General features: G+C 33.3%; 12 protein-coding genes and 1 riboswitch. Of the genes, 1 reads left to right on the top strand and 11 read right to left on the bottom strand.

Annotated features, from left to right (window positions below; all coding sequences use genetic code 11):
• Window positions 1-115: 115 nt before the first annotated feature.
• From ACREV6_RS17370 to ACREV6_RS17350, 5 genes are all read right to left on the bottom strand, one after another.
• Window positions 116-1546: a HAMP domain-containing sensor histidine kinase gene (locus ACREV6_RS17370; RefSeq protein WP_431579300.1), complete on the bottom strand. Its 1431-nt coding sequence runs from the start codon at window positions 1544-1546 to the stop codon at window positions 116-118.
• Window positions 1536-2243 carry a winged helix-turn-helix domain-containing protein gene (locus ACREV6_RS17365; protein WP_431579299.1) on the bottom strand — a complete coding sequence of 236 codons (708 nt, stop codon included), beginning with the start codon at window positions 2241-2243 and terminating at the stop codon, window positions 1536-1538. Before ACREV6_RS17365 ends, ACREV6_RS17370 begins: the two co-directional genes overlap by 11 nt.
• A 227-nt stretch (window positions 2244-2470) precedes the next feature.
• A complete protein-coding gene (locus ACREV6_RS17360) occupies window positions 2471-3211 on the bottom strand; it encodes an amino acid ABC transporter ATP-binding protein (protein WP_431579298.1) in 741 nt (246 codons plus the stop codon).
• A 16-nt stretch (window positions 3212-3227) separates the two neighbouring features.
• Window positions 3228-4010 (bottom strand): amino acid ABC transporter permease, encoded by a 783-nt coding sequence (locus ACREV6_RS17355; RefSeq protein ID WP_431579297.1) that lies wholly within the window; start codon window positions 4008-4010, stop codon window positions 3228-3230.
• Between the two features lie 29 nt (window positions 4011-4039).
• Window positions 4040-4882, bottom strand: coding sequence for a transporter substrate-binding domain-containing protein (locus ACREV6_RS17350; protein WP_431579296.1), 843 nt, complete (start codon window positions 4880-4882; stop codon window positions 4040-4042).
• 175 nt (window positions 4883-5057) lie between these two features.
• Window positions 5058-5238, bottom strand: a riboswitch (Lysine riboswitch).
• Window positions 5239-5488: 250 nt separating this feature from the next.
• Here ACREV6_RS17350 and ACREV6_RS17345 point away from each other — a divergent pair.
• A complete protein-coding gene (locus ACREV6_RS17345) occupies window positions 5489-6286 on the top strand; it encodes a nitroreductase family protein (RefSeq protein WP_431579295.1) in 798 nt (265 codons plus the stop codon).
• 127 nt (window positions 6287-6413) lie between these two features.
• Here ACREV6_RS17345 and ACREV6_RS17340 read toward each other — a convergent pair whose 3' ends face one another.
• The 6 genes from ACREV6_RS17340 to ACREV6_RS17315 form a co-directional block, all read right to left on the bottom strand.
• Complete coding sequence (locus tag ACREV6_RS17340) at window positions 6414-8015, bottom strand: M56 family metallopeptidase (protein WP_431579294.1); 1602 nt, start codon at window positions 8013-8015, stop codon at window positions 6414-6416.
• Window positions 8016-8032: 17 nt separating this feature from the next.
• The gene (locus ACREV6_RS17335) at window positions 8033-8416 is read right to left on the bottom strand and encodes a BlaI/MecI/CopY family transcriptional regulator (protein ID WP_431579293.1); all 384 of its coding nucleotides are present in this window, start codon (window positions 8414-8416) and stop codon (window positions 8033-8035) included.
• Window positions 8417-8735: 319 nt separating this feature from the next.
• Complete coding sequence (locus tag ACREV6_RS17330; RefSeq protein ID WP_431579292.1) at window positions 8736-9170, bottom strand: nucleoside 2-deoxyribosyltransferase; 435 nt, start codon at window positions 9168-9170, stop codon at window positions 8736-8738.
• Window positions 9171-9356: 186 nt separating this feature from the next.
• The gene (locus ACREV6_RS17325) at window positions 9357-10277 is read right to left on the bottom strand and encodes a DUF5692 family protein (protein ID WP_431579291.1); all 921 of its coding nucleotides are present in this window, start codon (window positions 10275-10277) and stop codon (window positions 9357-9359) included.
• 349 nt (window positions 10278-10626) lie between these two features.
• Window positions 10627-11769, bottom strand: a complete 1143-nt coding sequence (locus ACREV6_RS17320) for an aldo/keto reductase (RefSeq protein ID WP_431579290.1) — start codon at window positions 11767-11769, stop codon at window positions 10627-10629.
• Between the two features lie 75 nt (window positions 11770-11844).
• Window positions 11845-13320 carry a protein adenylyltransferase SelO gene (locus ACREV6_RS17315; protein ID WP_431579289.1) on the bottom strand — a complete coding sequence of 492 codons (1476 nt, stop codon included), beginning with the start codon at window positions 13318-13320 and terminating at the stop codon, window positions 11845-11847.
• Window positions 13321-13462: the final 142 nt, after the last annotated feature.

Here is a 13462-nt window from a genome sequence, read left to right as displayed (position 1 = left end):
TCTCCTAAAAAATATATTATAGGATTTTTAATATATCCTATAATTTAATACTAAACACCATAACTTAGCTAAATCTTATCTATTTATTAAGAATTTATTAACTCTCCATTTTCACCTATATAGGTATAGTAAAAGAAAACTCGCTTCCCTCATCTTCAATGCTAACTACATTAATAATTCCACCATGTTTCTCTACAATATATTTACATATAGAAAGTCCCAGGCCTGCTCCTCCAAAATCTCTACTCCTTGATTTTTCTCCTCTATAAAACTTTTCAAATATGAAAGGCAAATCCCTTTGTGATATACCAAAGCCGCTATCTTTAACTATTATTTTTAAATACTTATCCTCTATCTCTGTACTAAAATATATATTTCCGCCTTCTGGCGTATATTTTATAGCATTTTGTATAAGATTCATTATAACTTGTTCAATTCTTATTTTATCTACAGAAATAATCACATTAGAAATAGGCTCTTTAATATAAAGCACTATAGATTTTTTTTGCGCTTCCAGCACCATAGGTTGTACTGTTTTACTTAAAAACTCTCCACTATAGCTTTCATCAAAAACCATCTTAAGCTCTCCCAGTTCTGCTTGAGAATGTTGAAATAAATCATTTATTAAATCTATTAAACTATCAGTTTTTTTAGCTATAACAGAAATATACTTATTCCTCTTTTCCGCGTCCACAGCTATTCCACTTTTAAGTCCATCTACATAAGCTTTTATAGAAGCTATGGGTGTCCGAAGATCATGAGAAACACAAGCTATAAGTTCTTTCCTGCTTCTTTCTAATTCTTGAGCTTTATTTAAAGCTGTCTTTAGCTCATCTCGCATAAACTCAAAATTATTACAAAACAGCCCCAGTTCTGTATTATTTCTATACTTTATTTTTTTATCATAATTGCCTATTGCTATACTGTCCGTGGCATCTTTTAAGTCTTTTAACGGTCTTATAAAGTCTGTAGTTATTTTGTAGTAAAGAAAAATAACAATAAATACTATAAATATAAATCCTATGATAACAGGTATTAAGCCATAAAAAACTGATAACCTTTCAGACAGAGTAAAATTCCCTTTAGAATTAACAACGAAAATGCTATTACCTATTTGTTTACCCTTTATAACTAAAGGTATGGTAAATTTGATCTTTCCTGGTTGCTGCTGGGTAAAACTTTTATCATAGGAAATATTGCTCTTAATATCTATATAAATATTATTTTTACTGGACTCTATATTTTTAGAATCAAATAATACTTTTCCTTCTAGATCAATTATTTGCAGATTCCCTTCTATTTCTTTCACCTTAGATAAAACAGTGGGTATAACTTGTTCTCTATTTTGGAGTAAATCCCCATAATTATTTTCTATATAATTTACTATGCTACTGGTTGATGTTCTTTGCTCATTAAGTACAAAACTATTTTTACTATTCTTATCTATATCCTTAGTAAAAATAATTGATAAACTGCTACTTAATATGAATATTACAAGTGCTAATATAAGACAAATATTTAAACTTTTTTTAAAATTACCGCTCATAACACTCACCATCAAATTTATATCCAACACCCCATACTGTTTTTATATATACAGGTTCTGAAGGGCTGTCTTCTATTTTCTCTCTTATTTTCCTTATATGTACCGTAACTGTATTTGTGTCGCCATATTCTTCAAAGCCCCAAATTTGATTAAATAGTTGCTCCCGTGTAAACACTTGACTTGGATGATGGGCCATGTAACTTAATACCTCAAACTCCTTTGCCGCTAAGTTAACAACTTTTGAATTTACATAAACAGCATAGGCTTTATCATCTATAACTAATCTGCCAAAGGTTAGAACCACCCTTTCCTCTACCGGCATTGAAAATTGTGTATATCTCCTTAATTGGGCCTTCACCCTAGCTATAAGTTCCATAGTGTCAAAAGGTTTCATTATGTAATCATCAGCACCGAGCCCCAGGCTTATAACCTTATCCGTATTGCTACTTTTTGCACTAAGCATAAGTATGGGAACACTCGAAATAGATCTTATAGTTCTGCAAATCTCCATACCATCAACAAAGGGAAGCATTATATCTAATATTACCAGTTGAGGCTTTTCTCTTTTAAAGCATAATAAACCTTCTTGTCCATTAACTGCACTGTAAACCACAAAACCCTCTGCCTTTAAAAAGTCACCAACTATCTCAGAAAGTTCAACCTCATCATCAATTATCAATATTTTCTCTCCTGACATATTTCTCACCTTCCTTATTTTAATTAAATAGTAATAGCAAGTTTGCTTTTTAAGTTTCCCCAAACTATAATTCTACATTAATTTTCAATTCCCTTTGTATAGTGTAACATTTTTGTCAATAAGCACTAATTAATTATCTCAATAAATTAGATAAAGCCTACCCCATAGATTTCTCTATGAAATAAGCTTCTACAGATACATATATTTATCATTATTCACAAATTATATTACAACTGCTTTAATGTTCGCTTTAAGAATTCCTTGGTACGTTCCTCCCTTGGATTATTGAAAATTTGCGCTGGACTTCCTTCTTCTGCTATGACCCCTTTGTCCATAAATACTACACGGTCAGATACTTCTTTTGCAAATTCCATTTCATGAGTTACTATTAACATAGTAAGACCAGACTGCGCAAGTTCCTTCATAACTTTAAGAACTTCTCCCACCATCTCAGGATCAAGGGCTGATGTTGGTTCATCAAAGAGCATAACATCTGGTTCCATAGAAAGTGCTCTAGCAATAGCCACACGTTGTTTTTGGCCACCTGATAATTGTTTTGGTTTTGCGTTAACATATTGCTCCATTCCAACCACTTTCAAATACTTCATAGCTACTTTTTCTGCTTCCTCTTTGGAACGCTTTAACACTTTCATTTGTCCCACCACGCAGTTGCTTAAAACATTATGATTATTAAATAAGTTGAATTGTTGAAACACCATACCAAGCTTTGTCCGGTATGCGTAGACATCATGTTTATCATCTAAAATATTTTCTCCTTTATAGATGATTTCACCACCACTTGGTTTTTCTAAAAGATTAACACACCGAAGAAGAGTTGATTTTCCAGATCCAGAGGAACCTATGACGCAGACTACTTCTCCACTATTTACTGAAAAATCAATGTCTTTTAACACTTCATGAGCTCCAAATGCTTTGCTTAAATGCTGTATATTAATTATTTTTTCCATACTTCTACTCCTTCGCCTAATATTTATTCTCGTCACTATTTCTTGTTCTATGTATCATATCTTCCGGAGTTTCTACCTGCATTTGATTAGCATACATAATATAATTGTCCGGACCATCTAATTTCCTTTCAATGTAGCGCAAAATTCTTGTTATTGTGAAGGTCATTATAAAATACAAAATGCATGCAACAAAAAATGTTTCAAAATATCTGAAGTTATTTCCTGAAATTGATTTTGTTTGGAAATATAATTCTGTTACCGAAATTACATTAAGTACTGATGTATCTTTTATATTGATTACAAATTCATTACCCGTTGCTGGCAAGATATTACGAATTACTTGTGGTATTATTACGTTCGTCATAGTTTGAATATGATTCATACCTATAGCATGAGCTGCTTCAAATTGTCCTTTATCGATAGAAACAATACCACCACGGATAATTTCTGACATGTAAGCCCCTGTATTAATTGAAACGATAAAGATTGCTGCATATAACCTATTCATATTTATACCAAATGCTAAAGCAGATCCGTAATAAATTACCATTGCTTGTACAATCATAGGCGTTCCACGGAATATCTCTATATAAACAAAAAGAATAGCATTAACAGCTTTAAGCAGGACTCTTTTTATTCCTCGCTGAGGCATTGGAATAGTACGTACAACCCCTATTAATAAACCAATTATGGAACCTATAATAGTACCAACCATGGAAATTAAGAGTGTCGTACCTGCTCCACGTATGAACATTGGCCAATTATTTGAAATGATTTTCACTACCCATTCAAAGCTCATTTTTCTCCTCCTTATATCATAAATAAATACTATTTAGCTGATGGTTGATTCTTTATTGCAGCATCCATAATGTTTTTACGATCTGCTTTTGAAATACCAGCTAATGTTTTATTGATTTTCACAGTTAAGTCACTACCTTTTGCAATCCCTACAGCAATTGACGTATCCGCGTCTGTTGTAGTAAATCCACTTTTAAATTCTACCATTTTAAAGTTATTATTTGCAGCCTCAGAACTAATGCCTTCAGGACGTTCTGATACGTACCCGTCAATCATTCCTGATTCAAGAGCAACTCTCATGGCAGGAAAGTTGTCCATAGCTGGTTCCTTGTTTACGCCTTGAATTTGATCTATTACTGAATAGTGGAATGTATTTAATTGAGCAGTTATTTTTGCTCCCTTAAAATCCTTAATAGAAGTAGCTGCATCATGTTTCCCACCCTTTTTAACAAGCATAACTAAATTTGATTTATAGTAGTTATCTGAGAAATCAATCACCTCTCTACGTTTTGCTGTGGGTGACATACCTGCAATAATTGCATCGACTTTGCCCGAAGCTAATGCTGGTACAAGACCATCCCATTCAGTTTTAGTAATAACCAATTCTTTTCCTAAATCTTTAGCAATCTTTTTAGCGATTTCTACATCATATCCGCCTGCATATTCTGAGCCGCCTTCAATTTTAACACCACCATTAGAAGCATCCATTTGAGTCCAGTTAAATGGTGCATATCCAGCTTCAAGACCTACTTTAAATGTTCCACCTGCCTCTTCTGCTTTTGCCTCTTTTGAATTACTGCTTGACCCACATCCTGTTAAAAGCATAACTACTGATAGAGATGCTACTATTAATAATGATAATTTCTTTTTCATAACTACTTCTCCCTTCTTTTGTACTAAATTCATATAATATATTTAAATTAAAAATGCCACCCTTAAATGTCGGTGGCACTATTTAATCCTCTTAGGAATTTTCCCAAACAAAAAAAGACCTGAGATAAACTCAGGTCTCAACATGCATAGTTGTCCCTAAACCTCTTCTTTTCCCAAATGAGATAGCACAACTCAATAAACCGGGAAGTTTATTGAGACAGTCCTGCAGCTCTTAACTGCAGACCCAGCAAATAATATTGAGATTATATTTGCTTCGGCGACCTTTCCTTCTCTTTAGTATCAATGCTTCTCAAACTCCACTAAAGACTGTTAAATGTCGCGCCTCTACCCCACATATAAAAGTGAGGTCTTATAAAATTATATTATTTAGTGTATAACAATATATTAAATTTGTCAACTTACTATGCCTTTTTTCATTGCTCCTTATTTTTCTACTCAATTGCAAAAGAAAAAGTTTGCGGTGTTATTTTTGTTCCTATGTGATAAAAAAGTGCGTACTTACAATTTAAATACACTGTGTTAAAATCATACATAGACAACGATAAGAAAGTTAGGAATAATAAATTCAAACAAGGAGATTAAAAAATGGATTTTATAACTGTAAATGAAGAAAAATGTATTAAATGCGAACAATGTATTAATGCATGTCCAGCATTTGTTCTAAAAATGGGAGAAAATGTTCCAGAAGAAGTAGCAAATACTACCTGTATTGCCTGTGGACATTGCGTTGCTATATGCCCTAGTGGAGCTATAGATAATAAAAAAACACCTCTTTCAAATCAAGTGGATGGGAAAGAGTTTCCTAAACTAAATGCAGAGCAGGCGGAGCATTTTCTAAGGTCACGTCGTTCTATAAGAAATTATCAAGACAAGTCTGTATCACGAGAGAAATTAACAAAATTAGTTGATATTGCAAGACTCGCACCTACAGGAAGTAATCGTCAAGGTATATCATTTGTGGTGGTTGAGGACAAGCAATTAGTTAAAAAAGCTGTTGAACTTATAATTGAAATGTTGGAAAACTCCCCATTAAATGCCTCATACAAAGGACTAATTAGTGTTTACAGAGAAACCGGAGTTGACCCAATTTTACGTGGTGCCCCAAACTTAATTATGACTACTGCAGACGAAGACTTTTCCAATGGAAGAGGTAATTCTATTTCTTCTTTGACTTATCTAGAATTATTTGCGCCTTCACTAGGACTTGGAACTTGTTGGGCTGGATATTTTGAGTATTGTGCATCCCTTAAGGGTTCACCACTTCTTAAGTTATTTAATATTCCTGAGGGAAAAACTATAACAGCTGCTGTTATGGTTGGATATCCTAAGTATAGCTATAAGAGATTAGTGGATAGAAATCCATTAGAAGTCACTTATCTATAATATTAGATATTTTTTATGCTTTTTTTAGCTAGAAAGTATAAACTCCTAGTTTTTACTATGACCTCAGAGATCATAATAAAAACTAGGAGATTATATCGTAAATAGAAAATTCATTAAAGGTTTTCTTTTAATAACCATAGGTATATGCCATACTAACTTTCCAATTACCTTTAACCTTAGATACAGCTATTTGCTTTCTATCCTTAATATTCTTTGCTTTATTTCCCGATATAGCCCTTTGTGTTAATTCTACATCATAATAATAATAATATACTTTGGTCTGCGTCTCCTCATAATATTTTTCAAGTTTTATACTTTTTACAGCTACATAATAGTTGTTTTCATTTGCTTCTTTACATCTTAAATAAGACATTCTATCAGTTATAATGGCTGCATATGCGGTATCAGTCATTAAATTTTCAAACTTTTTATCAGCCTTATTAGTATCACTTATAAGTTCATTTATATCTTTACTACCACCTACTATTTTTTTGTACAATTCTATGTCCTCTTTTGTTATTGTGTAATATGTGTTAATATACTCAGTTATAATACTCTCAGCACTAGTATTGTCATCTTTAGCTTTTTGAGCATCATTATTTGAAGAAGCCGTATTCCCCTCTACATCTGACTTACCATTAGATATAGTTGTAACTTCTTCCTTACCTTTATTATCATTTGATGGTTTAGTTATACTTGAACACCCTACCATTAGGACCAAAGACAAAGCTACTATAGTCCATGTTATAGATTTTTTACTAAATAATGTTATCATAGTTATTCTCCTTTTACTAAATTTATTAGAAAAACCAAGAGTACCCATAGCCAAATCGGATTTCGAAAGTATTTTAAGCATATTTATAATAGTCTGCCCATATTCTATAACCTCCTTAGAACTTAGAACCGTAAGTGCTGTTGCGTCGCAAGCTACTTCACAATCCTGCTTAAATTGATAAAGTGAATAGCAAATTAGTGGATTAAACCAATAAATAACTTGAAGAAGCATTATAATTACATTTATTACTAAGTCTTTCCTTTTTATATGAGTTACCTCATGTAAAAACACAAATTTAAGTTCTTCTGGGGTTAATCTATTAATGATATTTTCTGAAATTAATATTTTAGGCCTTATAATTCCATAAACCGCAGGTGATTTTAGATGCTTTTCATAAATAACAGATATTTTAGAATTTACTTTTAGTCTTAATTTAGCTACTTGTAATATTTTATCTATACCCGTTCTTTCACAACGAGGACTTTTCTTTATACTAATCCATAACATTATATTTACAATGATTATATATAATAGAATTGATAAAGCTCCAATCAACCAAATTAAAGCTCCAGTTTTATAATTAAATCCCAGTCTATTATTATCTACCACCCTGGTATTTTCAAAATTAGCCTTAACTACACTGCTTTCTTGTATTTTATTAATATTAGCATTATTATTTATATTTAAAGTTGTACTTCTTGCAAGATTTTGCTTTACTATTGAATATACATCGTATCTTTGTGATTCACCATTAATAAAATTAAATGGATTTAAGTGACTTTGAATGTTCAGTGGTATTATAATTTTGAGTACAAGCAAAAACCAAATATAGTAATGAACCTTTGCACTGAGCTTTTGTCTAAAAACAGCTTTTATAACCAGTATAGCTATTGATACTATACTGCCCATTATAGATAGTAATATAATTTGTTCAAACAAGTTGGCCCAATTCATTAGCTTTTACCTACCTTTCATTTCTTCTTCATCTTTTCATTAAGTAACCTTTGTAAGTCCTCAATTTCATCCTTAGATAGTTTTTCATCCTTAATAAAATTAGTTACCATAAGCTTAAGTGAGCCGTCATAAACCTTTTTAATAAATGATCTAGTCTCTTTCATTACACAATCTTTTTTTTCTACAAGAGGAAAAAATTGAAACTGAGAACAGTCCTTATTAACACCTACAGCTCCTTTCTTAACTAATCTACTAATTAATGAATGAATAGTTTTAGGACTCCAATTGGTTTGAGGACTTAAAGCCTCAATTATGTCGGTAGATGTCAGTGGAGACTTTTCCCACAATATTTTTATAACAATCCACTCCGCATCTGATATATTTAAGTTTATTTCATTCATATAACAACCGCCTTCCTACAAGTGTAGTCTTTAAGTATAGACTACACTTGTAGGAAGGAATTGTCAAGTATTTTATTTATGCTAGAGCAGCTTAGCTCTTCCCCTTAATGTAGCAAAAAATGCAACTTTGAGTGCATTCCAGAATCCGCAATTTATAAACCTTATTCTTATGAAGATTTTAACCTTATGGATGTTATAAGAGCTGTTGAACTTAGTATTAAGAGCCTTAAAATACCTTATGGTAGGGTTGAACTAGAAACTAAAATTGAAGAATTATAAATTTACTACAGTTTAAGCGTTAACCATTATATCATATATACTATCCCTTGAGTTTATCAAAGTATTTTTTCAACTCCAGCCTATTATTTAGTATTATTTCCAAGCATTGCTGAATCATTAAGTTGTCCTTTCCATTTGCAAAATTTCTAATATCAGTTTTATATCCTATAGTCCTCTTTCCTTTAGCGTACATATATCCCAATGCGAAACATGAACCATCATCAAGGGAAACACCATCCATTAAAAATATAATCATATCACATTCATTCATAGCATTTATATCCGTTAGAAAAACTTTTTTTTCAATAACCACTGCTTCTTCAGCAGTAGCATTTTCTATTAGTTTCGCTACATTTCCACCTTCTCGTTGAGGTAAATATGTATCAAACCCTAATTCTTCAATAATACTTGATACCTCTTGATTTCGTTTTAGCTCCATTTCATTAAACAATGGGGCTGCGATATATATTTTCATTATATGTGCTCCTTTCTAATTTTCACTACACTAAGGTAACTGTGACTTGGAAAATACTTCAAACAACAACAAACATAAATAATCTGCCAACGCACTCAATTTCTGTTACCTCTAAATTTTTTTTATAAATATTCAAAAAATATTGAAAGTGACTACATGATTTATAGCCACTTTTAACAACATATATTAAATATTTACATTCCTAATAGCTTGATAGTCTTTATGATTTGTATACAACTCATCTTTAAGAGGATTCTTCTTATTTTTAACAATTGTTCTAATTTGATAAATGGCAACTCCAACATTAAATACTAAAGCTATAATACTTACTGTATAATAAGCGGTTGAGCTGTGTGTTGAAGCTACTGCATATTTACCATTAACAAAGAAGTTTGGAATTGTTAACATAAGCATCATGTAAAGTGCTAATGTATGAACTCTATGTTGCGCCCAAGCACCTTTTTTGATTAGAAATGCAGGGATTGTACAGGATATAAGCAATGCTGCACTATAAAATGCACGGTCTGTTACGCAGTTGTAAACATAAGCAAAGTTCCAAAGATCATAAGCTATAATCCAGAACCACATCATATCAGGCCATACTAAATCATGATGCTTGTCCTTACTTATAACAATACCAAACCAACCGCAGAGAGCTAACATATTAATAATACCTGCTGTTGCATTCATAGCATTCCATGGTCCACCCTTGAAGAACATATCGTCTATGACGCCATTCATACCCATTACTTGAAATTCACGAACAACTGCTTCCAATATATTAATTGCAAGAATTGCAGGTGGCAATATGTAACACCATTTTTTACTTTGCATTTTTTTAGAAAAACGCATTCCCAAACCAATATAACATCCTATTAATGCAGAATAAACTTTGGCCCATGCAAACCAGTTAGCTGTTTGAGATCCTGTTCCTATCCCGGACGTTTTTGGCCAAATAAAAATTGTAAGTAAAATAGGTAATACAATAAAAAAGGCAATACCCGTTTGCATGTTATAGCGGGTTATTTCATTAAAAATCATAAGACCTGCTAAAATACATATCCAAACTAACCATGAATACAAAGGAATAGATTCAAATAAAAACATTATTATACCCCCTAAACTTTCATAAAAAACGATTGGTCACAAATAATAAATAAGTTAATTTTTTGTTAATCTAATTTCTATTATAATACCATAATAATAGTTCATTGTATATATTTTTACATATGAGTTTATAATAAGCATTTATGTTCTAATTAGGATAATAAAGCGTAAAATTTGTAAACTAAAAGGCAGCTTCTACTTATAGAAGCTGCCTTCCAGTCCATTATCTAAGCCAAGATGAAATAATTACTCCTAGCATTAGACGAACTATCCATATATACCTTTTTACCAAACTTAACTTTTTATATTTTATGATCTTTAATTGACTTTACAAATTTTGATAGGTACCTTATACAGTTACATCATTAGTTCCTTTTTCTTCCCATTCCGCAATTTGTTTTAACCTATCTATTATAGGAAGGTGTTGGGTGCATTCTTCTTCACACTTGCCACACTTAACGCATTCATTCGCAAATTTCTTATTACTCATAGAGTAATTCCAATATTCTAAGCCATAAACAGACTTAATCATTTCTTCATCACTTTTCTTAAACATTTGTTTTTCATTGTAAAACAACATGTATCCTGGTATATTAATTCCTTTTGGACAAACTTTACAATATCCGCAGCCTGTACAAATCTCATTCATATTTTCGCCTAATACATTTTTCAGCTTATTAATATCTCCTTTTGTAAAAGGCTTTGCTTCATCGGCTATCCTGCAAGCTTCATCAATATCGTGCTTGCTTCCAAAGCCAACTAAAGTTATAGTAATCTCAGGACTAGATATATTAAATCTCAATGCTAATTGTGTGGCTGTTTCGACCTCTTTTGTTAAAAAAGCTAATTCTTTTTCATGCCTGGGAATAGAACCCCCACTTAAAGGATTCATTGCTACAACACCATACTCATTTTTATAAGCATGAGTTACTCCCTTCCATCTATACGGGAAGTTCAGTAAATTAATTCCCATGGTAACTCCTTCAAACTTATTTTCATCTAGCACCTTTATTACTTCTTCACCTGGTTGATGGGAGGAAAAAACAATATGATCTATCAAACCCTCTTCTTTACATTTAAGTAATCCCTCGTATTGACCTCCACTTTTCATACACAATTCATAGTGTTCCATCTTTCTTATACACCAAACATGATAAAAATGAATTTTAGGAACTCCTAATCTCTTTAAAGAGGTCTTTACAGCATTAACTGCCTTTTCTGCAGTATCATACACCTTAGGTTTTCCCTTAGTAGAAACAATAAAATCTAATTTTCCTTCTTTTATCATTTCTCTAAAAGCAACACCAAATATATCCTCGCTTCTATCATCACAATATCCAGGAGCTGTATCAAAATAGTTTATTCCTTTACTATAGGCATATTTAATTAATTCTGCATTTTCTTCATTACTTTTACTTAAGTCAAATCTTAAGCCTCCAAATCCCACTACAGAAACCTTTTTTTCAGTTTTTCCATATTCGGTATACTTCACACCCGTATCCCCCTTTTGTGTAAACATTTATTATAATTTTCTTCTTGGTCAGCTAGCTGCTCTAATGCTTATATATTAAGTACCGCAAAATGTTCGATAAGGACGGGTTGATATCGCAGGCAGTGTAGAGTAATCAATCTGCTTTGTGGAGTGCGCATAGGGGTCTTTCAGAACATCTAAAAGATGCTCCATCACGCTATAATCTCCTTGTTTCACTGCAGCTTCTAGTGCAGCTTCTACCTGGTGGTTACGAGGGATTAGAGCTGGATTTGAACTCCGCATCAACTGATTGGAGGAGTCTTTCTGTTCTTTCTGTCTCCCTAGTCTCGCTTGCCACAACTCATACCAATTAGCAAATTCTATGCTGCCAAATAGGGCCGTATCCCCCCGTGTATCAAAAGTTAATGAGAGGAAGGTATTGGTATAGTCAGAATGATACTTCTGCATCAAACTAAGGAGGCCTTCAATAAGGACTTCATCCTGCAACTCCTCATTAAATATTCCCAGTTTTGCTCTCATTCCCGTGATCCAATTGCAGTGATACAACTCAGTAAAATCCGAAATTGCTTCCTGAGCTATTTTGATAGCCTGCTCCTGATTAACATGTAGCAGTGGCAACAGGGTTTCAGCAAATCGCGCAAGATTCCACTCTGCAATATTAGGCTGATTGCCATAGGCATATCGGCCTTGAATGTCGATGGAACTGAATACCGTTTCTGGGTCATAGGCATCCATGAAGGCACAAGGACCATAATCAATAGTTTCTCCACTAATGGCCATGTTGTCCGTGTTCATCACCCCGTGAATAAAGCCAACCAGTTGCCATTTGGCAATCAGCGAGGCTTGACGCTTAATTACTTCCCGAAGTAGGAAAAGATATTGGTTCCCACCCGCATCACCCTCTGGAAAATGTCTTTGCAATGTGTAATCAGCAATGGCCCGAAGATCCAGAGCTGTACCCCATTTTGAAACATATTGAAAGGTGCCGACTCTTATATGACTGGTAGCCACGCGAGTCATAATTGCACCAAGTTGCTCGGTTTCTCGTATTACTAATTCACCGGTTGTCACCACTGCTAGGCTGCGGGTGGTGTCAATACCAATCGCATGCATTGCTTCGCTAATAATGTATTCGCGTAGCATCGGTCCAAGTGATGCTCGACCATCTCCACCTCGGGAGTATGGCGTTTTACCTGAACCCTTGAGCTGAATATCAAATCTTTCACCTAAAGGCGTGATCTGTTCGCCAATAAGCATAGCCCTGCCATCACCCAGCATAGTAAAGTGCCCGAATTGATGCCCTGCGTAAGCCTGGGCAAGAGGCACCGTTCCTTTTGGAACCTGGTTACCAGCAAGCACCGCTATGCCATCATTGTTTTGCAACGCCTGGACGTTAAGACCAAGAGATGTTGCCAAGGAATAATTGAGAATGATCAACTTCGGTAAGCATACTGGGTTTGGTTTTATTATGTTGAAAAATGATTCTGGTAGACGAGCATAACTGTTGTCTAAGTTCCATCCTGTTTCTATTACTCTCTTTGTCTCTGTCATCCTTTCTCCTCTCCTTTCTTCTTATATCTTTTTATTTTACATAAAGCAAAATCATGCCATTCTATTATACTTTTAGTTATCTACTTTCTATACCAACACAAGGCAGCCACTTTTAGTGTCTGCTTCTGTCAATTTATTATAC

The sequence above is a fragment of the Clostridium sp. genome, from assembly GCF_050717515.1.
Classification (GTDB): Bacteria; Bacillota; Clostridia; order Clostridiales; family Clostridiaceae; genus Clostridium_AD.
Note: the sequence above shows the minus strand (reverse complement) of the source record. Positions and strands in the feature narration are given on the sequence as shown.